The organism is Stenotrophomonas sp. 82F1 (genome assembly GCF_056861525.1).
In genome coordinates this window covers 377,505-399,720 of record NZ_JBSPUD010000003.1, presented here as the reverse complement: position 1 = coordinate 399,720, position 22,216 = coordinate 377,505, and the positions used below count along the sequence as shown (strand labels likewise).

The following is a 22,216-nucleotide window of genomic DNA, read 5'->3' as shown; positions in this document are numbered from 1 at the left end:
GCGGGGTGGGTCGGGTTGCGGGGGACGCTGCAAGTACGTCCCTGTAAGCTCGGTCGCGCCATCCATGGCGCTTACGCCCCCGCAACCGGACCCACCCCGCCTTCGACAGATCTCCGCGATCTGTTGGAATGGCTCTTGGGGTCAGATCCGTTTTCCTACGGAAAACGGATCTGACCCCAGATTGATTTCGATATCTGAAAGAGATTCATCCACGCATGTCGTGGATGTGCCAACCGTCACCGGCAAACTGTCGAAGGTGGGGCGGTGTCGGATTGCGGGGTGTCCGCGGCATGGATGCCGCGGCCAAGCCCCCACGGACGGGTTTACGGCGTCCCCGCAATCCGACACCGCCCCACCAAACCTACAGATAGCCCAGAGCCGGCTGTTGCATTTGACGTTGCCGTTGCTTGAAGCCTCTGCAGGTGCAGGGCGCAGCCCTGCCGAACACCCCTTACTTGACCGCCGTCACCTGGACGTCGATCACGCCGTCGCCGACGCGGGCCTGCAGTGCATCACCCGGTTGCACCTGCTCGATCCGGCGCACCAGCGCGCCATCGTCTGCACGGGTCACGATGCTGTAGCCACGCGCGACGGTGGCCAGCGGACTGACCGCTTCCAGCGAACGTGCAAGGCCACGCAGGCGCAGTGCATCACGTTGCAGCAGGCGCTGCAGCGCCGCTTGCGGGCGCCCGCCCAGCGCGGCAAGGCGACGTCGCAGTGCCTCCATCTGCCGTTGCGGATGGTGACCACGCAACACTGCGGCAGCGTGGCGCAGGCGGGCCGCGCGACGCTCCTGCTGCTGGTTGTGTGCCGCATGCAGTCGACGCCCAAGGTCCAGCTGGCGCCGGCGCAGCAGATCCAACCGCGCCTGCGGGCTCTGTGCATTCAAACGCAGCAGGGCGCGATCAGCGCGCTGCATGGCCTGCTGCAGGGCGTGGCGTTGCAGCTGCACCATGCGTGCCGCATTGCGGCGCAGGCGCAGGGCCAGGTCGCGCTGATCGGGCACCAGCAGTTCTGCGGCCACCGAAGGCGTCGGCGCGCGCAGGTCAGCGGCAAAATCGCTGAGACTGAAGTCGGTTTCGTGACCCACCGCCGAAACTACCGGCGTGCGGCTGGCGGCGATTGCACGGGCCAGGGCTTCATCGTTGAACGCCCACAGGTCTTCCAGTGAGCCACCGCCGCGGGTCAGCAGGATCACGTCGTAGCGGCCGCTGGCATCGGCGGCCTGCAGCACGCGGGTGATCTGCGCGGCAGCGGTCGCGCCTTGAACCAGGGTCGGCAGCAGATCCACTTCCAGCAACGGGAAGCGGCGGCCGAGCACGCTCAGCACATCGCGCACGGCGGCACCGGTGGGCGAGGTGATCACCGCCAGACGCTGCGCATGGGCCGGCATTGGCCGCTTGCGGGCCGGGTCGAACAGTCCCTCGGCCTCCAGCCGCCCCTTCAGTTCCTCGAACGCGCGGCGCAGCGCGCCTTCGCCGGCTTCCTCCATGTGGTCCAGCACCATCTGGTACTCGCCACGGGCGTCGTACAGGGTCACCTTGCCACGCACCAGTACGCGCATGCCCTCGCGCGGCACGAACTTCAGGTACTGCGCCTTCATCCTGAACATCGCAGCGCGCAACTGTGCACGCGCGTCCTTAAGGGTGAAGTACAGATGGCCGGACGCGGGGCGCGCCACGCTGCCCAGTTCGGCTTCGACCCAGATCGCAGGAAAGCTGCCTTCCAGCAGGTCGCGTGCGAGGGTATTGAGCTGGCTGGGGGTGAAGACGTCGTTGTTGCGTGGCTGCATGGTTACGGCGTGGGGCAGATGGAGCAGGGGCCTCAGGATCGCACGTCAGCGCAGGCCGTGCTGGCCCAGTGCCCATTGCACGTGTTCGCGGACCACGGGGGAAGCATCCTCGGCGCGTGTCTGCAGTGCCGACAGCGTCTCTGCCGTGGTCGGCGCATTGCCCAGTGCCACGGCGATGTTGCGCAGCCAGCGCTCGTGGCCGCTGCGGCGGATCGGGCTGCCTTCGGTACGGCGAAGGAATTCAGCTTCGTCCCACGCGAACAACTGGTCCAGGCGCGCGGTATCCAGGTTGTTGCGCGCGCGGAAGTCGGCCTCGTCGGTACGCTTGGCGAACTTGTTCCAGGGGCATACCAGCTGGCAGTCGTCGCAGCCATAGATGCGGTTGCCGATCAGTGGTCGCATCTCCACGGGGATCGCGCCGTCATGCTCGATGGTCAGGTAGGAAATGCAGCGGCGTGCATCCAGCCGCTGCGGGCCGGTGATGGCCTGGGTCGGGCAGACGTCGATGCAGCGGGTGCAGGTGCCACAGTGGGCGCTGGCCGGCGTATCAATCGGCAGCGGGATATCGATGTAGATCTCGCCGATGAAGAACCATGAGCCGCCGTGGCGGTCGATCAGGCAGGTGTGCTTGCCGATCCAGCCCAGCCCCGCGTTGCGTGCCAGTGCGCGCTCCAGCACCGGCGCAGAGTCGACGAACACGCGGTAGCCCAGCGGCGCCACCTCATCGTTGATCTGCGTGGCCAGCTTCTGCAGGCGGTTGCGCATCAGCTTGTGATAGTCGCGCCCGAGTGCGTAGCGCGCCACATAGGCGCGGCCCGGATCGGCCAACGTGGCCCAGGCTTCGGTGTCATCCTTGTGGCTGTAGTCCATGCCCACCGAGATCACCCGCACGGTGCCGGGCAGCAGCTCTGCCGGGCGCGCGCGCAGGGTGCCGTGGCGGGCCATCCAGTCCATCGTGCCGTACAGGCCCTGCCCCAGCCAGTCGGCCAGGTGCGCCTCATCCTCGCCCAGTTCGATGCCGGCGATACCGCAGCGCTGGAAGCCATGCGCACGCGCGAGTTCGCGGATGCGCTGTACGGCCAGGGCCGGATCGAGGGGGGCAGGGGCGGGGGACATGTGCACCAGTATAAAATCCCTGCATGGCCAACCTTGCCGATCTGTTCGATTCCCGTGCCGCACGCACACTCGATGCCCAGGCGTCCGCGCTGGCGGGCGAGGCTGGCTGGGGCCTCATGGCGCAGGCGGGGCAGGCGGCCTGGCAATGCCTGCTGCAACACTGGCCACAGGCGCGCCGGCTCGGCGTGGTCGTTGGCAGCGGCAACAATGGCGGCGATGGTTACGTGCTGGCCCGCCATGCGCTGCAGGCGGGGCTGCAGGTGCAGCTGATTGCGCTGGCGGGCAGCCTACCTTCCACGGCACTGGCGCAGCGCGCCGCGACGGATTTCAGGTCCGCCGGGGGAACCGTCGCTGATTTCAACGGCGAACTGGCCCAGGCCGATGTATGGGTTGACGCCCTGTTCGGCCTCGGCTTCGCCCGCGCACCGAGCGGTGCAGCACAGGCCTTGATCGAGGCGCTGAACGCGCAGCGGGCGCCGGTGTTGGCGCTGGATGTGCCCAGCGGCGTCGATGCCGACCGCGGCTGCGTGCCGGGCGTAGCCGTGCGCGCGACCCTGACCTTGCAGTTCATCGTCGCCCATCGTGGCCTGTACACCGGCGACGCGCTGGAATACGTCGGGCGCAGGCAGCTGGCCCCGCTGACGCTGCCCGACGAGGCCTGGCAGGGTGTCGTTGCCGCTGCAGAGTGCTGGACGCAGCCGCGCCTGCCCGATCTGCTGCCGCCGCGCCGTGCCAACAGCCACAAGGGTGATTCCGGCCATGTGCTGTGCGTGGGCGGCAACCATGGCAGCGGCGGTGCCATCGCGATGGCTGCCGAAGCCGCGCTGCGTGCTGGCGCAGGCCTGTTGAGCATCGGCACGCGTGGCGACCATGTCGGCCCACTGCTGGCCAGGTTGCCCGAAGCGATGACGCATGCGCTGGAAGATGGCGCTGCGCTGCCCGCGTTGCTGGCAAAAGCCAAGGTGGTGGCGATCGGCCCGGGCCTGGGCCAGGACGAATGGTCGCGCGCGCTGTATGTGCGTGTGCTGCAGTCGGGCCTGCCGCTGGTGATCGACGCCGATGCGCTGAACCTGCTGGCGCAGGATGCGCACGCGTTGACCGATGCGATCCTGACCCCGCACCCCGGCGAAGCCGCGCGCTTGCTGGAAACCACCACGGCGGCAATCCAGGCCGATCGCTACGGCAGCGCGCAGGCGCTGGCCGAGCGCTATCACGCGGTGGTGGTGCTGAAAGGGGCTGGCAGCATCGTCGCCGCGCCCGGCCACACCCCTCGATTGATTGCTGCCGGCAACCCGGGAATGGCGGTAGGTGGCATGGGGGACCTGTTGACCGGCATCATCGCCAGCCTGCGCGCGCAGGGTCTGCCTGCGTTCGATGCGGCGGCAGGCGGTGCGCTGCTGCATGCCCTGGCCGGTGATGTTGCCGCAGCCGACGGTGCCCGCGGCCTGCTTCCCACTGATCTGCTGGCGCCCCTGCGGCGGCTGGCCAACCCGGACTGTTCCCGATGACCGAATTCTTCCTTGCTGACAGCGACGCCACCGAACTGCTGGGGCAATGGCTGGCAGCCACCCGTCCGCCGCAGGCGCTGGTCGAACTGCGCGGCGATCTTGGCGCCGGCAAATCGACCACGGCACGCGCGCTGCTGCGGGCGCTGGGCGTGCAGGGCGCGATCCGCAGCCCCACTTACACGCTGGTCGAGCGCTATCCGTTGTCCAGTGGCGGCGAAGCCTGGCACCTGGACCTGTATCGCATCGGCCAGGCCGGCGAGCTGGATTTCCTTGGGCTGGACGAGGGCAGCGCGGTGCTGTGGCTGGTCGAGTGGCCCGAGCGTGGTGCCGGTGCACTGCCGCCCACCGATCTGGTCGTGGCACTGGAAATTGAAGGGCAGGGGCGTCGCGTGAGTCTCACTGGCGTCAGCGACGCGGGACGTGAATGGCTGTTGCGGCTTCCCGAAGGTGGCGACTTGCAGGCCCTTTCTGTCGGCTGACGAGAACAAACACCGGCAGGTTACGGATTATTAAGGAAAAAGGTGTTGCATTCCGTTCAGTGCGGTGATTGAATCCTGAGTCATGCGCCCGGGGAATCGACTCATTGCCATCTGTGCCGCCGTCGGACTTGGTCTGGCGAGCGTCAGTGCGTGGGCCGGTGAGGTCCGTCAAGTCCTGCTGAATACCGGTTCTACCGGAACCCGTGCGGAAATCGCGCTGGTCGGCAGTGGCGGCTACAAGACCCTGTCGTTGGCCGGTCCGAACCGGCTGGTGGTCGATTTCCCCGATTCCAGCGCGGTGCGCAACCTGAAGATGCCTTCGCCGCAGGGCGTGGTCACGGCGGTGCGCACCGGGCAGCCGGTACCGGGCACCTTCCGTGTCGTATTCGACCTGGCCGAGACGGTCGCGCCCTTCCGCCCGCAGATGCAGCGCGAAGGCAATGAATCCAAGCTGGTGATCGAGTGGCCGGGCGATGGTCCGGCCGTGGCCGCCAGCCGACCCGCGGTGACCCCAGCGCCGACGCAGCCGCCTGCAGCATCTTCGGTGAGCCCGGCTTCGACCCCGAGCCCGAGCCCGACCCCAGCACAGACCGCACAGTCCCGTGGCGATGCCGCGCGCGCCACCGCGCTGTTGACCGCGCAGGTCCAGCAGCAGGCCAGTGCCAGCGCTGCGGCACCCGCCGCGCCGACGCCGGCGCCGAGCACCACCCCGGTGCAGATGGCGGCAGCAGGTACCACCGCCAGCAGCACGCCGACGTCATCGCCGGCAGCGATCCTGGCCGGCCAGGCCACCACTGCGGTGGTGACCACCCAGCCGAAGCCGGTGCCGGCCCCTGTTGTGCCGACCGAGTCGCCACGTCCGACCATGCCCAGCGATGCCTCGCGTATCCGCATGCAGCCGGGCATGCGTCACCTGGTGGTGGCGATCGACCCGGGCCATGGCGGCCAGGACCCCGGTGCCATCGGCCCGACCGGCAAGCGCGAGAAGGACGTCACCCTGGCGGTGGCGCGTGAACTGGCCCGTCAGGTCAATGCCACGCCCGGCCTGAAAGCGTTCCTGACCCGCGACAGCGATGTGTTCATTCCGCTGCCGATGCGTGCGCAGAAGGCGCGTGCGAACAAGGCCGACATCTTCATTTCGATCCACGCCGATGCCGCCGAGAACCGCTCGGCCACCGGTTCGTCGGTATACGTGCTGTCGACCAAGGGCGCGTCTTCGCAGCGTGCGCGCTGGCTGGCGGACAAGGAAAACGCCGCCGATCTGGTCGGTGGCGTGCGCCTGCAGCAGACCGAAGGCACGCTGGCCAACGTCCTGCTGGACCTGGCCCAGAGCGGGTACATGAAATCCTCCGAGGATGCTGCCGGCCACGTGCTGGGCGGCCTGAAGCGGATCGGCAACAACCACAAGCCGAATATCGAGCGCGCCAACTTCGCCGTGCTGCGCACCTCGGACATGCCGGCGATGCTGGTGGAAACCGCGTTCATCTCCAACCCGGATGAAGAGCGCCGCCTGATCGACCCGGCCTACCAGCGCAAGGTCGCCGGTGCGGTACTCGATGGCGTGCACACGTTCTTCAGCCGGCAGCCGCCGCCGGGGACGCTGTACGCCGCGCGCGCGCAGGCCGAGATCGACGCTGCAAGCACCGTGGCCGGCGGCAGCAAGTAAACCGCTGGACCGTCTGATTCTGCTGGAGCCAGACCCTGCCTGGCTGGCGCTGCGCACGGTGGATCTCGACCCTACCTGTCGCCGCTCCGCTATCATCGTGGCATGACGTCTGCCTGCCCCACCTGCCCATGAACGCGCCCGATCCGCGTCCGATCCGGCCGTTGCCGGAAATCCTGATCAACCAGATTGCCGCCGGTGAGGTGGTCGAACGGCCCGCATCGGTGGTCAAGGAGCTGGTTGAGAACGCGATCGATGCCGGCGCCAGCCGCGTCGACATCGAACTGGAAGAAGGCGGTGTGCGCCTGATCCGCATCCGCGACAACGGCAGCGGCATTGCCGCAGAACAGTTGCCGCTGGCTGTCTCGCGGCACGCCACCAGCAAGATCGCCAACCTGGACGAGCTGGAAGCGGTGGCGACGCTGGGGTTCCGTGGCGAAGCGCTGCCGTCGATCGCCTCGGTCAGTCGTTTCACCCTGTCCTCGCGCCGTGCCCATGATGAGCACGGTTCGGCACTGCAGATCGAAGGCGGCAAGATCGGCGAGGTGACCCCGCGCGCGCATGCGCCGGGCACCACGGTGGAAGTGCGCGAGTTGTTCTACAACGTGCCGGCGCGGCGCAAGTTCCTGCGCGCCGAGCGCACCGAGCTGGGGCATATCGAAGAGTGGTTGCGCTCGCTGGCGCTGGCCCGTCCCGATGTCGAGCTGCGTGTCTCGCACAACGGCAAGGCCTCGCGTCGCTACAAGCCGGGCGACCTGTATTCGGACGTGCGCCTGGCCGAGACCCTGGGCGAAGACTTCGCCAGCCAGGCCGTGCGCGTGGACCACAGCAGTGCCGGCCTGCGCCTGCATGGCTGGATCGCGCAGCCGCATTATTCGCGTGCCAGCACCGATCAGCAGTACCTGTACGTCAACGGCCGTTCGGTGCGTGACCGCAGTGTCGCGCACGCGGTGAAGATGGCCTACGGCGACGTGCTGTATCACGGTCGGCAGCCAGCCTATGTGCTGTTCCTGGAACTGGACCCGACGCGCGTCGATGTGAACGTGCATCCGGCCAAGCATGAGGTGCGCTTCCGTGACTCGCGGCTGGTGCATGACTTCGTCTACCGCACCTTGAAGGACGCGCTGGCCGACACGCGTGCAGGCATGAGCGCGCAGGAGATCGGTGCCGGCGCGGTGCATCCGGCCGAAGGCGGCAGCGCGACTGCGATGCCGGGCGCGACGGCCTCCAGCTTCGGCTACGTGCGCGGTCCGGCACCCGGTGCGGGGCAGGGCGGTGGTGGCGGCTTTTCCGGTTGGCGCCCGCAGCAGCCGCTGGGCCTGCAGGTGGCCGATGCACCCGCGGCCTATGCTGCGCTGTATGCCTCGCCAGCCGGTGCCGAGCGCGGTGCGGCACTGCCGCCGATGCCGATGGAGAACGGACTGCCGGTCACCAGTGCCGACGCCGGGGTGCCGCCGCTGGGCTACGCCGTTGCCCAGCTGCATGGCATCTACATCCTGGCCGAGAATGCCGAAGGCCTGATCGTGGTCGACATGCATGCGGCGCACGAACGCATCGGCTACGAGCGGTTGAAGAATGCGCACGATGGCATCGGCCTGCAGTCGCAGCCCTTGCTGGTGCCGATCACCCTGGCGGTGGGCGAGCGCGAGGCAGACACTGCGGAAGCGGAGGCCGATACGCTGGCCGCCCTCGGGTTCGAGATCACCCGCGCCGGACCAGGCGCACTGCACGTGCGCAGCATCCCGGCGCTGCTGGCCCATGCCGAGCCCGAAGGCCTGCTGCGCGATGTGCTGACCGACCTGCGCGAGCACGGCCAGAGCCGTCGCATCGCCACGGCGCGCGACGAGCTGCTGTCGACCATGGCCTGCCATGGTGCCGTGCGTGCCAACCGGCGCCTGACCGTGCCGGAAATGAACGCGCTGCTGCGCGACATGGAAATCACCGAACGGTCCGGCCAGTGCAACCACGGCCGGCCGACCTGGGCCCGTTTTTCGCTGGCGGAGATCGACCGCTGGTTCCTGCGCGGACGTTGAGGGGAGCACCGATGCGACTTTGGAGAACGGGCGGCCTGCTGGCGGCCCTGTTGCTGGCGGCCTGCAGCCCGGCGCCGACGCCGGCACCGGCCGCGGTTGAGGATCCGGCCTTCGCCGCGCAGCAACAGCAATGGCGGGTGCTGCGTTACCAGGACCTGACCCGGCCCGATGGCTGGACCGCGCTGGTCGGCCTGCACTGGTTGCAGAACCGGTCGCACTTCGTCGGCAGTGGTGCCACCAGCGGCATCCGCCTGGCGGTGGGGCCGGCCAAGCTGGGGCTGTTGCGGCGTGAAGGCGACCAGTGGTGGTTCACGCCGGAATCCGGTACCGATGTCACCCTCGACGGACAGCCGGTGCGCGGGCGCGTGCGCATGGATACCGACAAGGATCCGCAGCCGACCCTGCTGGCCTTCGATGGCGGCAAGGGCCAGCTCAGCCTGATCCGTCGTGGCGCGCGCGATGCGCTGCGGGTCAAGCACGCCGATGCACCGGCACGCCGCGATTTCGCAGGCCTGCAGTACTGGCCCGGTGGTCCGCAATGGCAGGTGCAGGCGCGTTTCATCGCGCATCCGCCAGGCAAGACCCTGCCGATCGTGGACATCACCGGCCTGACCACCGAGATGCCCAACGCCGGTGCGGTGGAATTCGATCGCGACGGCCGCAGCTGGCGGCTGGAAGCGATCGGCGAGCCGGGGCAGCCGCTGTTCCTGATCTTCGCCGACCGCACCAGTGGCCACGGCAGCTATCCTGCTGGCCGCTATCTGGATACCGGTGCGCCCACCGCCGATGGTCACGTGATGATCGACTTCAACCACGCCCACAACCCGCCGTGCGCGTTCACCGCCTATGCAACCTGCCCGCTGGCGCCGCCGGAAAACCGCTTGGACCTGCGCGTGGAAGCGGGCGAGAAGGCGTATCACCTGCCTGAAGGAGAGGGCTGAACATGTTGATGAAACTGTTGTTGCGTAGTGCCGTTTTTCTCGTTGCCTGCGCCGCTGGCCCGTTGGCCATCGCGCGCGATGCGCCGGCCGAAGCCACGGCGGGCAAGCCGCCGGTGCCGCTGCTGTGGAAGGTCACCGGGCAGGGAGATGCGCGCCTGTACCTGCTGGGTTCTTTCCATCTGTTGAAGCCACAGGACTATCCGCTGTCGAGCGACGTCGAGCAGGCATTCGAAGCCTCGCAGCGCGTGCTGTTCGAAGTGACGCCGGAGGAACTGCAGTCGCCGCAGATGGCCAGCCAGATGGTGCAGGTGGCTACCCGCAAGGATGGCAGCGAACTCAAGCGTGACCTGGATGCGCCGACCTGGCAGAAGCTGCAGGCCTATGCGACGCAGAACAAACTGCCACTGGCGCAGCTGCAGGGCATGAAGGCGTGGTTCGTCGGCCTGACCATCACCGTGGGCCAGATGCAGAAGCTGGGCCTGGACCCGGAGCTGGGGCTGGACCGTCACTTCATGCAGCGGGCGCAGAAGGCTGGCAAGAAGACTGCAGGCCTGGAAGACATGTCCAGCCAGATCAACCTGCTCGATGGCATGAGCGTGCAGGAGCAGCGGCAGATGCTGTCCGAGGCGCTGGACGAAGCAGGCAAGGGCGATGCCCAGGCGCAGATGCTGCATGAGGCCTGGCGCCGCGGCGATGATCGCCTGTTGTGGAACCGGATGGGCGTGGAGATGCGCCAGAGGTACCCGCAGCTCTACCAGCGCATCAATACCGACCGCAACGATGCATGGTTGCCCAAGCTGCAGCCTTACCTGCAGGCCGGGCAGGGCGGCACGCTGGTGGTGGTGGGCGGCCTGCACCTGCTGGGCAACGATGGCGTGGTGGAGAAGCTGCGCGCGAAGGGCTACAAGGTCGAGCGTGTCTGCAAGGGCTGCAGGAAGTAGATCCACGCCACGCGTGGGGCATTCAAAACAAAACGGCGCGCCCATGGCGCGCCGTTTTCGTATCAGCCGGGGCGGGTCGCCTCAGCGGCGGGTCTTGCCGCCGGTCCCTGCGCCACTGGTCGGCTCGCTCGGCTTGCCGGCCGTGCCGGTGCCGGTGCCCGTTCCGGTGCCACCCGGACGCGGACCACCGAAACCACTGCCCATGTTGCGCTGGAATTCCTGCCACAGCTCCAGGTTGCGCTCGGTCAGCTGGTTCATCATCGCCCACGGCGTCTGCCCCAGCAGGTTGCCCATCTGCTGACGGAACTGCTGCTGCTGGTCGAGGAAGACCTGCATGCTGCGCTCCAGGTAGTTGCCCATGAAGCCCTGCAGGGAATCGCCGTAGAAGCGGATCAGCTGGCTCAACAGCTGGGTGGAGAGCATCGGTTCACCGTCCTGCTCCTGGTCGGCGATGATCTGCAGCAGGACCGATCGGGTCAGGTCGTCGCCGCTCTTGGCGTCGCGGACTTCGAAGTCTTCGCCGTCGAGGATCAGCTGGCGCACGTCCTCGATGGTGATGTAGCTGGAGATCTCGGTGTCGTACAGACGGCGGTTCGGATACTTCTTGATGATGCGGGTCGCAGCCATGAAGCGGTACTCGTCACAGTAGACGCGCAGCATGGCGCAGTGCAGCAGCGGTTGCAACCGCCCCAGCCCCCGCCAGGCTTGGCTTTCCGTGCCCGGAATGTTGCGCAACAAGGCTTTGCGTGCTGCGCAGCATGACCAACGGCAGGGTGCAGCGCCGGGCCCTCAGGCCCTGGCGCCGTCTACCAGCCCATGTGGTGGCCGCCGTTGATGTCCAGGTTGCTGCCGGTGATCCACGAGGCCTCTTCGGCCACCAGGAAGGACACGCCATAGGCGATTTCTTCCGGCTTGCCCAGGCGCCCGGTGGGGATGTCGGCGATGATCTTGGCGCGCACTTCCTCGGGCACCGCCATCACCATGTCGGTGGCCACATAGCCGGGCGAGATGGTGTTCACGGTGATGCCGAAGCCTGCGTTCTCGCGCGCCAGCGAGATGGTGAAGCCATGCATGCCGGCCTTGGCGGCGGCGTAGTTGGCCTGCCCGTACTGGCCCTTCAGGCCGTTGATCGAGCTGATCTGGATGACCCGGCCCCAGCCGCGTCGACGCATGCCTTCGATGACCGGGCGGGTGACGTTGAACACCGAATTGAGGTTGGTGTTGATCACATCGTGCCACTGCTCCGCGCGCATGCGGTGGAAGGTGGTGTCGCGGGTGATGCCGGCGTTGTTGACCAGGATCTCGACCGGGCCCAGTTCGGCCTCGACCGCGCGGATCAGGGCTTCGGCGCTGGCGGAGTCGGAGACATCGCCCGGGAAGATCGACACCTGGTAGCCGCGTTCGGTCATCGCCTGCTGCCAGGCGCGGGCCTTGGCTTCGTCACGGTAGTTGGTGGCGACGCGGTGGCCCTGGTCGGCCAGGCGTTGGCAGATGGCGGTGCCGATGCCGCCGGTTCCGCCGGTGACCAGTGCGACGCGAGATGTCATGGAAAGCTGTCCGGATATCAGGTGGGGGAAGGGGGATTCTGCAACATCGGCGCGGAAAGTGCGCCCGCCGGCAGCAGGATGTCCGCGCGTGGCAGCAGGCCGGGGTCGAAGCTGCGCTGGGCGGTGGCCAACAGCGCATCGCGGTCGTCGATGCCTACCAGTGCGGTGCCCGGCTGGCCCAGCAGTTCCCACAACCGGCGCAGCACCGGCACCGGCTCGCGGGCCTCCACCGGCAGCGCGGCCAGTGACTTGGACAGTTTGTGGCCCGCTGCATCCAGCAGCAGCGGCAGGTGCCAGTAGCGCGGCGTCGGCAGGCCCAGCGCCCGCTGCAGCAGGATCTGCCGGGCGGTGGAATCGAGCAGGTCGGCGCCACGCACGACCTCGTCCACGCCCTGCGCGGCATCGTCGACCACCACTGCCAGCTGGTAGGCCCAGCAGCCGTCGGCGCGGCGCAATACGAAGTCGCCCACCTCGGCATGGACATCCTGTTGCTGCCGGCCGCGCAGGCCATCCTCGAAATGCACCACGCTGCCCGCAGGTACCCGGAAGCGGACGGCCGGGTCCGCTCGTGGCTGCCGCGCAACGCAGTGGTGATGGATGCCGCCATTGGCGACCAGATCGCTGCGGCTGCAGTGGCAGACAAACGCGTGGCCATCGGCCAGCAGGCGGTCCAGCGCAGTCTGATAAGCGTCGCCGCGCGCGCTTTGCCAGATCACCGGCCCGTCATGGACCAGGCCGAACGCGGCCAGAGTCTGCAGCTGCGCCTGTGCCGCACCGGCCACCGTGCGGGGTGGATCGACGTCCTCGATGCGCAACCGCCACAGGCCGCCATGGTGGCGCGCGAGCAGCCAGCTGCCGAAGGCGGCGAGCAGGGAGCCGGGATGCAGCAGGCCGGTGGGCGAGGGCGCGAAACGGCCGCAGGGAAGGTTTGAGGTCATGCAGGCTGAATCGTCGGTCAGGTTGGCGCTTGAATTCAAGCTGACCGCACCGCAAATTGACGGATATCAACCCCTTCCAAGCCGGAATTTCCCATGTTTACCCGCATTGCCCTGTTCCTGGCGACCAATCTCGCGGTCCTGATCCTCGCCAGCATCGTGATGTCGCTGCTGGGGGTCAATTCGAACCAGATGAGTGGCCTGCTGGTCATGGCCGCGATCTTCGGTTTCGGTGGCTCCCTCATCTCGCTGCTGCTGTCCAAGTGGATGGCCAAGCGCTCCACCGGTGCGGTGGTGATCACCGAGCCGCGCAACCAGACCGAGCGCTGGCTGCTGGCCACCGTCGAGCGCCAGGCCAAGGCGGCCGGTATCGGCATGCCGGAAGTGGCGGTGTATGACGGCCCGGAGATCAACGCGTTCGCCACCGGTGCGAACCGCAACAACGCGCTGGTGGCGGTGTCCACCGGCCTGCTGCACAACATGAGCGAGGACGAAGCCGAAGCCGTGCTCGGCCACGAGATCGCCCACGTCGCCAACGGTGACATGATCACCATGGCGCTGCTGCAGGGCGTGCTGAACACCTTCGTGATCGTGCTGGCCCGCGTGGTCGGCGGCGTGATCGATAGCGCATTGTCGGGCAACCGCGAAGGTGGCGGCCGTGGCTTTGCCTACTACATCATCGTGTTCGTGCTGGAGATGGTGTTCGGCCTGTTCGCCACGATGATCTCGATGTGGTTCTCGCGCCACCGCGAGTTCCGTGCCGATGCCGGCGGTGCATCGCTGGCCGGTCGCCAGAAGATGATCTCGGCGCTGGAGCGCCTGCAGCTCAACCACGGCCAGAGCACGTTGCCGACCCAGATTGCCGCGTTCGGTATTGCCGGTTCGACCGCGAAGAAGCTGTTCATGAGCCACCCGCCGCTGGAAGAGCGCATCGCCGCGCTGCGGGCGTCGACCGCGGCGTAAGCTCCGGCTTCCGATGGAGATGCAGGAACGCCTGGCCTCGCGCCGGGCGTTTTTGTTTGCGGGGAGGCATTGTTGGCGCCGGGCCATGCCCGGCGGGCTCTTTTCCGCGCCTGCGGAGAGGTGTCACTTTCTTTGCTCGTGCAAAGAAAGTAACCAAAGAAACACGCCGCCGGCCGCGAGCCGTCGTGCTTCGCACGTCGGTTCCCTGTGCTCCTCGGTCCGTCGAGGGACGGTGCGGGAACTCGCTGCGCTCAGACACCCGCACCTCTCCGCCCTCGCCGGACCTGCGGTGCTCGGCTCGCTTGAAGGCGGACTGGAAGGTCAAGATCAACGGCAAAAGCATCCACGCATGGCGTGGATCTACTGGTGCAGCTGTGGCATTTGATCTTGAGTCCGCCTTGAGCGAGCCGAGCATCGCAGGGGAATCAGGGGCGAAGAGGCGCCGGTGTCTGAGCGCAGCGAGTTCGGCGCCGTCCCCTGATTCGCCGAGAAGCGCAGGGTACCGGCGCGTAGCGACGGCTCGTGGCTGGCGGAGCGTTTCTTTGGTTACTTTCTTTGCGCGCAAAGAAAGTGACAACCCTCCGCGGTCGCGGAAACGAATCTCCGGGCGCACAAACGAAAACGGCACCTTCGCTGGTGCCGTCTCCATGAACCGCTTTACGCAGAAAATCAGAACTTCGCGTCGAACTCGGCGGCGTAGCCCGTGTTCACCAGCACCTTCTGCAGCGACTCGGCCACCTTCAGGTTGCCGGCCACGATCTGCTGGGTGTCCGGGCCGCGGTTGTCCATGCGGGCCGGGGTCGCGCCCTTGAAGTCGCAAACCTTGCCACCGGCCTCGCGCACCAGCAGCACGCCGGCGGCGATGTCCCAGGCCTTCACGCCGGCCTCGAAGTAGGCGTCGGCGCGGCCACAGGCCACATAGGCCAGGTCCAGCGCGGCCGAACCCGAGCGGCGGATGTCCTCGGCGTGCACCAGCAGGGCGTCCACCGACTTCAGCTGTGCACTGGCGCGTGCGCGCTCGCGCGGGGCGAAACCGGTGTGGATCATGGTGCCTTCCAGATCCTTGCGGTCGGCCACGCGGATACGACGGTCGTTGAGCACGGCGCCGGCACCACGGCTGGCGGTGAACAGTTCATTGCGCAGCGGATCGAAGATCACCGCGTCGGTCGGCTCGCCGTTCTCGACCAGGGCGATCGACACGCAGTAGTGCGGCACGCCGCGCAGGTAGTTGCTGGTGCCGTCCAGCGGGTCGATGACCCACATGTGGCGACGCTCGCTCTGCACGCCACCTTCTTCACCGAAGATGCCGTACTCGGGGTAAGCGCGCTTGAGTTCCTTGACGATCACCTTTTCCGCGTCCGCATCGACTTCGCTGGCGTAGTCCATGCGGCCCTTCTGGACTACATTCAGTGCCTCGAGCTTGTTGATGTTGCGCAAGAGGACGTTGCCGGCGAGGCGGGCGGCCTTGACCATGACGGTTACGGCGGGTTTCTGCATGGCATGGGCTCCCGGAAGGGCAGAAGAGAAGGGCTGGCGGGGGAAAAGAGCGGGTCCGGCGCAGTGGCCGGCCGCACAGTTTACCATTGGTCTTCGTCCAGCTCGACATTTTCCCTGTTCATGTCCCAGTTTCCTGCCGCTACCCGCCTCCGATTCGTCCTGGTCGGGACCCAACACCCCGGCAACATGGGGGCCGCCGCCCGTGCCCTGAAGACCATGGGCCTGGCCCGCCTGGTCCTGGTGGCGCCGGAGAAGCCGCTTGATGAAGAGGCCTTCCGGCGCTCGGCCGGCGCCGAAGACGTGCTCGGCGACGCACCGGTGGTGGCCACCCTGGCCGAAGCCGTTGCCGACTGCCGGTTCGTGCTGGGCTGCACCGCACGGGCGCGCCGGGTCCAGCTGGAGGAGTTCCTGCCGGCAGATGCCGCCGCCCGCGCCGTGGCCAAGGCCAGCGAAGGCGCCGAGGTGGCGCTGGTGTTCGGCCGTGAGCGCACCGGCCTGACCAACGAGGAGCTGCAGCTGTGCCACGCCGCAGTGCACATTCCGTCCGACCCGGAGTTCAGCTCGCTCAACCTGGCCGCTGCGGTGCAGGTGCTGGCCTATGAAGTGCGCATGCAGCTGCTGGGTGCACAGCCGGTGGCCGCGACCGGGCCGGACAGTCGCGAGCAGACGGCCAGCCACGATCAGATGGAGAGCTTCTTCGCCCAGTTGGGCGAGACCCTGGACGAGATCGATTTCCACAAAGGCCGCGCGCCTGATTCGGCGATGCGCAAGCTGCGCCGCCTGTTCCTGCGCAGCGAGCCCAGCGAGCAGGAAGTGCGTCTGCTGCGCGGCATCCTGGCCGATACCCAGCGCATGGCGCGCTTGGCGCAGAAGAACAGCAAGGACAGCTGACGACGGTCTCATTTTTTCGGGTAGTCTGTCCGGATACCCCGGGGGGATGATGCTTGTGTCGGGTCTGCGTAGGGCAATGCAGGGGGAACTGCTGAGCCTGGCCTTGGCCCTGCTGGCCGGGACGGCGCATGCTGCGCCGGTTCTACAGTTGGGGCGTTGGGCAGCGAAGTGGGGCAACTCGCGATGACGCAGGATCATGCGCCTGGCCGTGTGGGCCGTGTGGGCCGTGTGGGCCGGCAGGTGGCCGGGCCGGCGCCGACGGTGTCCGGCCGTGCGTCCGGCGTGCAGCCGCGTGTCGTCTGTCGTCGACGGGTGCAGAGTGCGTTGCAGAGGGTGTTGGGGGCTTCCGGTTTCCGCCGCGTCGTTGCGCATGCGCAGCCGTGGTTGGATGAATTGAAACAAAGGTCGACGCGCGTGCGGATGGAAGTGGAATGAAGTTGCTCGGCTCCGGGATGCAGGCCCGATTCCTGCTGGCGATGGGCGGGGCGATGCTGGTGGTGGTGGCGATCCTGGCCGTGCTGCTGGGGCGGCAGGCGGCGATGCAGGGCGAGGTGAGGTCGCTCAGCAACGGCGTCATCCACGAACTGTTCGACCGCAGCGTGCGCAGTCGTGGCGAGGCCATGGTGCGCGAGCTGTCCGATGCGCTTGCCGGTCCGCTTCACAAGAACGATCTGGACCAGGTCGGGGCGTTGGTGCGCAGCATTTCGCGGCAGCCGGTGGTGCGCTATGTACTGGTGTTCGACGACCGTGGACGGTTGGTCCACGACGGCTCGGCCGGGGTGCCCGATGCCGGACGGCCGATGGCCGATCCGCTGGCCGCCGGGGCGATCGCCGCGCAGTCGCTGGTGGTGCAGCAGTCGCCCACGGTGCTCGACAACGCGATGCCGATCAGGATGGGCAAGCAGCGCATCGGTGGTGTCCGCGTCGGCATGGCTCTGGACGAAGTGCTGCAGCGTGAGCAGGCAGCCAATGCGACCCTCGGTGAGCGGCTGCAGCAGATGGGAAGCCGGCATCTGGGCTGGCTGCTGCTGATGCTGGGCCTGCTGGTGGTGATCGGCGTGGTGGTGATCCTGTACGTGCAGCGCACGCTGGTGGCGCCGATCCGCGAGCTGGCCGCGGCCGCCCGGCGCATCGAGGCGGGTGACTACCAGGCGCCGCTGCGCGAAAACACCCGCGACGACGAGGTGGGTGAACTGGTGCGTGGCTTTGCCCGCATGCGTGATGCGATTGCCCGCCATGACCGCGAAGTGCGGCGCATGGCCTACACCGACGCGTTGACCGGGCTCACCAACCGGCTGGCATTCCGCGAGGCGCTGGACCACCGGTTGATGGCCGCACGTGCGTCCAATCACCGGCTGGGCCTGCTGTTCGCCGATATCGATGATTTCAAGCGGGTCAATGACACGCTGGGCCATGAGGCCGGCGACGAGGCGTTGCTGCAGTTTGCCCAGCGCATCGGCCGTGCCGTGACCGAGGCGGGCGGCGACGACGCGGTGCTGGCGCGGTTCGGCGGCGATGAATTCGTGATCCTGGTTGGCGATGGCGATGTCGCGGCCAATGCGCGGTTGCTGGCCGAAGTGCTGGTGCGCGAGCTGGGCAAGCCGCTGGTGGTGCAGGGCAGGGAGCTGTTCCTGGGCACTTCGATCGGCGTGACCCTGTTCCCCGACGATGCCGCCGATGCCACGACGCTGCTGAAGAACGGCGACATCGCCATGTACCAGGCGAAGATGGCCGGCAAGAACTGCTATCGCTATTACAGCCGGGCCATGGATCACGCGGTCGAGCGCCGCGTGCACATGGAACAGGAGCTGCGCGGTGCCTGGGAGCGCGGCGAGCTGCGGTTGGCCTACCAGCCGATCTTCCGCATGCGCGACCGTCGCATGGTCGGCGTGGAAGTGCTGCTGCGCTGGCAGCACCCGACGCTGGGCACGATCCCGCCATCGGTGTTCATCGAGGTGGCCGAGCAGAGTGGCCTGATCGAGATCATCGGCCCGAAGGTGCTGCGTGCCGCCTGCATGGAAGCCGTGCAGTGGCCGCGGGGCGTGGCCGGTGACGAGCTGTTCGTTTCGGTCAATGTGTCGCCACGGCAGTTGCGCGGCGGTGAGCTGCCGGCGTTGGTCGCGCAGTGCCTGCAGGAGTCGGGTCTACCGGCCTCGCGCCTGCACCTGGAGCTGACCGAGACGGCGGTGATCGGCGATGAGATGCTGGCCGCACAGCTGCTGGATCGCCTGCACCGGGCGGGGGTGAAGGTTTGGCTGGACGACTTCGGTACCGGCTTCTCCGGTCTCAGCCACCTGCGGCAGGTGCCGGTGGACGGGGTCAAGATCGACAAGAGCTTCGTCGCCGACATGCAGCGCGACCCGGACGATCTGGCCCTGACCACGGCGATCATCGCCATGGCCCATGCCCTGGGCATCACGGTGGTGGCCGAGGGTATCGAGCAGGAGGCGCAGTTCGAGCTGCTGGCCCAGCGTGGTTGCGACCTCGGTCAGGGCTATCGCTTGAGCCACCCGGTCACTGCCACCGAGGTGGTGCGGATGATCGAATCGGGCGCGTGACAGTAGATCCACGCCATGCGTGGATGGGCGTTCCTGGCAGAAGCATCCACGCATGGCGTGGATCTACTGTCAGACCGGGCGCTTGCTCGGGTCGCCGGGCAGCTCGCGGACCAGCTTCGGCACCAGATAGCCGGACAGCCGCGCAGTAAGGCCGGCAATCAGGGCCTTGGCCTGGACGTCGTCCACTTCGAAATGGGCCACGCCCTCGACCCGATCCAGCTGGTGCAGGTAATAGGGCAGCACGCCGGCCGCGAAGCTGCGCTCACTCAGGTCCTGCAGCGCCTGCACGCTGTCGTTGACTCCGCGCAGCAGCACCGCCTGGTTCAGCAGCTGCGCGCCGATGCCGCGCAGGCGGGCCATCGCGGTATCGACACTGGCATCGAATTCATTGGCGTGGTTGGCGTGGACCACGATCGCCAGTGGCCATGGTAGGCTGCCCAGCCACGCCAGCAGTTCGTCATCGACCCGCTCGGGCAGCACGATCGGCAGGCGCGTATGGATGCGCAGCCGGCGGATATGTGCGATGCCGCGCAGTGCATCGGTCAGCTCGGCCAGCTTGTGGGTCGCAAGCGACAGCGGGTCGCCGCCGGACAGGATCACCTCATCGATGTCCGGGTCTGCAGCGATGGCCTGCACTGCCTCCTGCCATCCCCCCTTGGCGGCATTTTCGGCGCCATAGTCGAAATGCCGGCGGAAACAGTAGCGGCAGTTGATCGCGCAGCTGCCGGTGGCCACCAGCAGGGCGCGACCGCGGTACTTCTGGATGACCCCGGTGGCCTTCTTTGCTGCACCGTCGCCCACCGCATCGAAGCTGAACCCGGGGGCCGGGCGCATCTCGGCATCGATCGGCAGCACCTGCCGCAGCAGCGGATCGTGGGCATCGCCACGGCGCATGCGCGCGACGAAACCCTCCGGCACGCGCAGCGCGAACTGGGCGATGGCCGCCTCGGATACGCCCAGTGCCGTGGCATCCAGATCCAGCCGGGCCAGCAGCGCCTGCGGGTCGCGCAGGGCCTGCCGCCACAGCTGCTGCCAGCGCGCGGGCGCCGCTGGCGACTGGGTCCGGGGGAAGGCGGAAAGCTGCATGGAGAGGGGGCCTGCGGTTATCATGGACACATAAACAGTTGCCCGCCGGGGTTCCGGTGGGCTTTCCATTCTATCCGGCTCGCCGCACGCGCGGCGGTTTCGCCATTTGAGGAGCTTGAGCATGGCCACTGCGGGCATGAACGATGTCAAGAACGGGATGAAGATCCTGGTCAACAATGAACCGGCCGTCATCTCCGAGACCGAGTTCATCAAGCCGGGCAAGGGCCAGGCCTTCACCCGCGTGCGCTATCGCTTCATCAAGTCGGGCCGCACGGTCGAAATGACCATGAAGGCGACCGACGACGTGGAAGTGGCCGATGTGGTCGATACCAACATGGACTACATGTACAGCGACGGCGAGTACTGGCACTTCATGGACCCGGAAACCTTCGAGCAGGTGCAGGCCGACAAGGCCGGCATGGGCGGCGCCGAGAAGTGGCTGAAGGGCGAAGAGTCCTGCATCGTCACCCTGTTCAATGGCTCCCCGATCTTCGTGCAGCCGCCGAACTTCGTCGAACTGAAGATCACCGAGACCGACCCGGGCGTCCGTGGCGACACCTCGGGCGGCGGCGGCAAGCCGGCCACCCTGGAAACCGGTGCCGTGGTGCGCGTGCCGCTGTTCGTCAACCAGGATGAAATCATCAAGGTCGACACCCGTTCGGGCGAGTACTCCTCGCGCGTCAAGTAATCCGGGTACGCGCCGGCGCATTCGCGCTGGCGCTCCCACGATCCGCCATGCGGATCGTGGGCCCCCGCTCATCAGCACCCACACCCCGCCGCTTCGCGGCCGCCCCTGACTCAGGGGCTTGCCTTCCAGAAGCCCAGCGGTAGCCGTTTGACCGGTGATGAGTCGCCAGGTCGGAGCCAAGGCTACGTACGGTCCTTCCCCCATAGCCAGTGAGCCCGCATGAGCGATAGCCCGCACCTCCCCGAAGCCTGCGATCTGCTGATCGAAGCCGGTTATGTCGTTCCGATCGAGCCGCATGCGGTGGTGCTGGAAGACCATGCCGTCGCCGTGCGTGGCAGTGAGATCGTGGCCATCCTGCCGCGTGCCGAAGCGCGTGCGCGCTTCCGCGCCACCCAGGTGGTCAGCCGCCCCGAAGCGGCGCTGATGCCGGGCCTGGTCAACGCACATACGCACAACCCGATGACCCTGCTGCGCGGCGTCGCCGACGACCTGCCGCTGATGACCTGGCTGCAGCAGCACATCTGGCCGGTGGAAGCTGCGGTGATCGGCCCCGAGTTCGTCGCCGACGGCACCACCCTGGCCATCGCCGAGATGCTGCGTGGCGGCACCACCTGCGCCAACGAGAACTATTTCTTCGGTGACGTCCAGGCCGCCGTCTACAAGAAGCACGGCTTCCGCGCGCTGGTCGGCGCGGTGATCATCGATTTCCCCACCGCCTGGGCCAAGACCGACGACGAGTACTTCGCCAAGGCCGGTGAACTGCATGACCAGTGGCGCACCGACCCGCTGATCGGCACCGCGTTCGCCCCGCATGCGCCGTACACCGTCAACGATGCCAATTTCGAGCGGGTGCGGATGCTGTCCGACCAGCTCGACATGCAGGTGCACCTGCATACCCATGAAACCGCGCAGGAAATCACCGATTCGATCAAGCTGCACGGCCAGCGTCCGCTGGCGCGGCTGGATCGCCTCGGCCTGGTCAACGACCGCCTGATCGCGGTGCACATGACCCAGCTGACCGAGGCCGAGATCCACCTGTGCGCCGAGCGCGGTGTCAGCGTGGTGCATTGCCCGGAATCGAACCTGAAACTGGCCTCCGGTTTCTGCCCGGCCTGCGCCCTGCAGCGCGCCGGCGTGAACCTGGCCATCGGCACCGACGGCTGCGCCAGCAACAACGACCTGGACATGTTCAGCGAGAACCGCACGGCGGCGATCCTGGCCAAGGCCGTGGCCGACGATGCCACCGCGCTGGACGCGGCGACCACGTTGCGCGCGTCCACGCTGGGTGGCGCCCGCGCGCTGGGCTTCGGCGAGCGCATCGGCTCGATCGAGGTCGGCAAACAGGCCGACCTGGTCTGCGTCGACCTGTCCGCGCTGGAGACCCAGCCGCTGCACAATGTGCTGTCGCAGCTGGTGTACGCCACCGGCCGCCAGCAGGTCAGCGACGTCTGGATCGCCGGCAAGCCCAAGCTGGTGCAGCGTGAGCTGGTCGGCATGGACCTGCCGGGCATCATCGCCAACGCGCGCCAGTGGCGCGAGCGCATCCGTCATATCCGCGCCTGAGTACAGGCGCCGCAA

The 22,216-nt window shown here is 67.6% G+C and carries 18 protein-coding genes; 11 read left to right on the top strand and 7 right to left on the bottom strand.

Going from position 1 to position 22,216, the window contains the following annotated elements:
- Window positions 1–451: 451 nt before the first annotated feature.
- Together xseA and queG are read right to left on the bottom strand one after the other, a co-directional pair.
- Window positions 452–1,792, bottom strand: a complete 1,341-nt coding sequence (gene xseA / locus AC13GI_RS06205) for an exodeoxyribonuclease VII large subunit (RefSeq protein ID WP_482995804.1) — start codon at window positions 1,790–1,792, stop codon at window positions 452–454.
- A gap of 45 nt (window positions 1,793–1,837) precedes the next feature.
- The gene (gene queG, locus AC13GI_RS06200; RefSeq protein WP_482995803.1) at window positions 1,838–2,908 is read right to left on the bottom strand and encodes a tRNA epoxyqueuosine(34) reductase QueG; all 1,071 of its coding nucleotides are present in this window, start codon (window positions 2,906–2,908) and stop codon (window positions 1,838–1,840) included.
- 23 nt (window positions 2,909–2,931) lie between these two features.
- Between queG and AC13GI_RS06195 the strand changes: the two genes are divergently transcribed.
- From AC13GI_RS06195 to AC13GI_RS06170, 6 genes are all read left to right on the top strand, one after another.
- Window positions 2,932–4,416 (top strand): NAD(P)H-hydrate dehydratase, encoded by a 1,485-nt coding sequence (locus tag AC13GI_RS06195; protein WP_482995802.1) that lies wholly within the window; start codon window positions 2,932–2,934, stop codon window positions 4,414–4,416.
- Window positions 4,413–4,895: a tRNA (adenosine(37)-N6)-threonylcarbamoyltransferase complex ATPase subunit type 1 TsaE gene (gene tsaE / locus AC13GI_RS06190; RefSeq protein ID WP_482995801.1), complete on the top strand. Its 483-nt coding sequence runs from the start codon at window positions 4,413–4,415 to the stop codon at window positions 4,893–4,895. Before AC13GI_RS06195 ends, tsaE begins: the two co-directional genes overlap by 4 nt.
- A gap of 82 nt (window positions 4,896–4,977) precedes the next feature.
- Window positions 4,978–6,561 (top strand): N-acetylmuramoyl-L-alanine amidase, encoded by a 1,584-nt coding sequence (locus AC13GI_RS06185; RefSeq protein WP_482995800.1) that lies wholly within the window; start codon window positions 4,978–4,980, stop codon window positions 6,559–6,561.
- Window positions 6,562–6,689: 128 nt separating this feature from the next.
- On the top strand, window positions 6,690–8,591 hold the full coding sequence (gene mutL, locus AC13GI_RS06180) for a DNA mismatch repair endonuclease MutL (protein ID WP_099821223.1): 1,902 nt from the start codon (window positions 6,690–6,692) through the stop codon (window positions 8,589–8,591).
- Window positions 8,592–8,602: 11 nt separating this feature from the next.
- Window positions 8,603–9,532 carry a DUF1684 domain-containing protein gene (locus AC13GI_RS06175; RefSeq protein ID WP_099821222.1) on the top strand — a complete coding sequence of 310 codons (930 nt, stop codon included), beginning with the start codon at window positions 8,603–8,605 and terminating at the stop codon, window positions 9,530–9,532.
- A gap of 2 nt (window positions 9,533–9,534) precedes the next feature.
- Complete coding sequence (locus tag AC13GI_RS06170; RefSeq protein WP_099821221.1) at window positions 9,535–10,473, top strand: TraB/GumN family protein; 939 nt, start codon at window positions 9,535–9,537, stop codon at window positions 10,471–10,473.
- Window positions 10,474–10,554: 81 nt separating this feature from the next.
- On the opposite strand, the gene phaR is transcribed toward AC13GI_RS06170, so the two are convergent.
- The 3 genes from phaR to gluQRS form a co-directional block, all read right to left on the bottom strand.
- Complete coding sequence (phaR, locus tag AC13GI_RS06165; protein WP_099821236.1) at window positions 10,555–11,100, bottom strand: polyhydroxyalkanoate synthesis repressor PhaR; 546 nt, start codon at window positions 11,098–11,100, stop codon at window positions 10,555–10,557.
- 179 nt (window positions 11,101–11,279) lie between these two features.
- Complete coding sequence (phbB, locus tag AC13GI_RS06160; protein WP_089236243.1) at window positions 11,280–12,020, bottom strand: acetoacetyl-CoA reductase; 741 nt, start codon at window positions 12,018–12,020, stop codon at window positions 11,280–11,282.
- A gap of 17 nt (window positions 12,021–12,037) precedes the next feature.
- A complete protein-coding gene (gene gluQRS / locus AC13GI_RS06155; RefSeq protein WP_482995799.1) occupies window positions 12,038–12,958 on the bottom strand; it encodes a tRNA glutamyl-Q(34) synthetase GluQRS in 921 nt (306 codons plus the stop codon).
- A gap of 93 nt (window positions 12,959–13,051) precedes the next feature.
- Between gluQRS and htpX the strand changes: the two genes are divergently transcribed.
- On the top strand, window positions 13,052–13,918 hold the full coding sequence (htpX, locus tag AC13GI_RS06150) for a protease HtpX (RefSeq protein WP_180166374.1): 867 nt from the start codon (window positions 13,052–13,054) through the stop codon (window positions 13,916–13,918).
- A gap of 669 nt (window positions 13,919–14,587) precedes the next feature.
- Here htpX and AC13GI_RS06145 read toward each other — a convergent pair.
- On the bottom strand, window positions 14,588–15,415 hold the full coding sequence (locus tag AC13GI_RS06145; RefSeq protein WP_089236240.1) for an inositol monophosphatase family protein: 828 nt from the start codon (window positions 15,413–15,415) through the stop codon (window positions 14,588–14,590).
- 120 nt (window positions 15,416–15,535) lie between these two features.
- On the opposite strand from AC13GI_RS06145, the gene AC13GI_RS06140 reads away from it, so the two are divergent.
- Together AC13GI_RS06140 and AC13GI_RS06135 are read left to right on the top strand one after the other, a co-directional pair.
- A complete protein-coding gene (locus AC13GI_RS06140; RefSeq protein WP_099821218.1) occupies window positions 15,536–16,306 on the top strand; it encodes an RNA methyltransferase in 771 nt (256 codons plus the stop codon).
- 431 nt (window positions 16,307–16,737) lie between these two features.
- The gene (locus tag AC13GI_RS06135; protein ID WP_099821217.1) at window positions 16,738–18,864 is read left to right on the top strand and encodes a putative bifunctional diguanylate cyclase/phosphodiesterase; all 2,127 of its coding nucleotides are present in this window, start codon (window positions 16,738–16,740) and stop codon (window positions 18,862–18,864) included.
- 69 nt (window positions 18,865–18,933) lie between these two features.
- On the opposite strand, the gene epmB is transcribed toward AC13GI_RS06135, so the two are convergent.
- Window positions 18,934–19,974 carry an EF-P beta-lysylation protein EpmB gene (gene epmB, locus AC13GI_RS06130; RefSeq protein WP_099821216.1) on the bottom strand — a complete coding sequence of 347 codons (1,041 nt, stop codon included), beginning with the start codon at window positions 19,972–19,974 and terminating at the stop codon, window positions 18,934–18,936.
- 97 nt (window positions 19,975–20,071) lie between these two features.
- Here epmB and efp point away from each other — a divergent pair, with 97 nt between their 5' ends.
- The gene (gene efp / locus AC13GI_RS06125; protein ID WP_006379771.1) at window positions 20,072–20,638 is read left to right on the top strand and encodes an elongation factor P; all 567 of its coding nucleotides are present in this window, start codon (window positions 20,072–20,074) and stop codon (window positions 20,636–20,638) included.
- Window positions 20,639–20,857: 219 nt separating this feature from the next.
- Window positions 20,858–22,201 carry a TRZ/ATZ family hydrolase gene (locus AC13GI_RS06120; RefSeq protein WP_089236234.1) on the top strand — a complete coding sequence of 448 codons (1,344 nt, stop codon included), beginning with the start codon at window positions 20,858–20,860 and terminating at the stop codon, window positions 22,199–22,201.
- The last annotated feature ends 15 nt before the right edge of the window (window positions 22,202–22,216 follow it).

Bases quoted from the DNA above. Each gene is read 5' to 3' on its own strand.
- xseA (WP_482995804.1), bottom strand. From the start codon at position 1,792: ATGCAGCCACGCAACAACGACGTCTTCACCCCCAGCCAGCTCAATACC.
- queG (WP_482995803.1), bottom strand. From the start codon at position 2,908: ATGTCCCCCGCCCCTGCCCCCCTCGATCCGGCCCTGGCCGTACAGCGC.
- AC13GI_RS06195 (WP_482995802.1), top strand. From the start codon at position 2,932: ATGGCCAACCTTGCCGATCTGTTCGATTCCCGTGCCGCACGCACACTC.
- tsaE (WP_482995801.1), top strand. From the start codon at position 4,413: ATGACCGAATTCTTCCTTGCTGACAGCGACGCCACCGAACTGCTGGGG.
- AC13GI_RS06185 (WP_482995800.1), top strand. From the start codon at position 4,978: ATGCGCCCGGGGAATCGACTCATTGCCATCTGTGCCGCCGTCGGACTT.
- mutL (WP_099821223.1), top strand. From the start codon at position 6,690: ATGAACGCGCCCGATCCGCGTCCGATCCGGCCGTTGCCGGAAATCCTG.
- AC13GI_RS06175 (WP_099821222.1), top strand. From the start codon at position 8,603: ATGCGACTTTGGAGAACGGGCGGCCTGCTGGCGGCCCTGTTGCTGGCG.
- AC13GI_RS06170 (WP_099821221.1), top strand. From the start codon at position 9,535: ATGTTGATGAAACTGTTGTTGCGTAGTGCCGTTTTTCTCGTTGCCTGC.
- phaR (WP_099821236.1), bottom strand. From the start codon at position 11,100: ATGGCTGCGACCCGCATCATCAAGAAGTATCCGAACCGCCGTCTGTAC.
- phbB (WP_089236243.1), bottom strand. From the start codon at position 12,020: ATGACATCTCGCGTCGCACTGGTCACCGGCGGAACCGGCGGCATCGGC.
- gluQRS (WP_482995799.1), bottom strand. From the start codon at position 12,958: ATGACCTCAAACCTTCCCTGCGGCCGTTTCGCGCCCTCGCCCACCGGC.
- htpX (WP_180166374.1), top strand. From the start codon at position 13,052: ATGTTTACCCGCATTGCCCTGTTCCTGGCGACCAATCTCGCGGTCCTG.
- AC13GI_RS06145 (WP_089236240.1), bottom strand. From the start codon at position 15,415: ATGCAGAAACCCGCCGTAACCGTCATGGTCAAGGCCGCCCGCCTCGCC.
- AC13GI_RS06140 (WP_099821218.1), top strand. From the start codon at position 15,536: ATGTCCCAGTTTCCTGCCGCTACCCGCCTCCGATTCGTCCTGGTCGGG.
- AC13GI_RS06135 (WP_099821217.1), top strand. From the start codon at position 16,738: ATGAAGTTGCTCGGCTCCGGGATGCAGGCCCGATTCCTGCTGGCGATG.
- epmB (WP_099821216.1), bottom strand. From the start codon at position 19,974: ATGATAACCGCAGGCCCCCTCTCCATGCAGCTTTCCGCCTTCCCCCGG.
- efp (WP_006379771.1), top strand. From the start codon at position 20,072: ATGGCCACTGCGGGCATGAACGATGTCAAGAACGGGATGAAGATCCTG.
- AC13GI_RS06120 (WP_089236234.1), top strand. From the start codon at position 20,858: ATGAGCGATAGCCCGCACCTCCCCGAAGCCTGCGATCTGCTGATCGAA.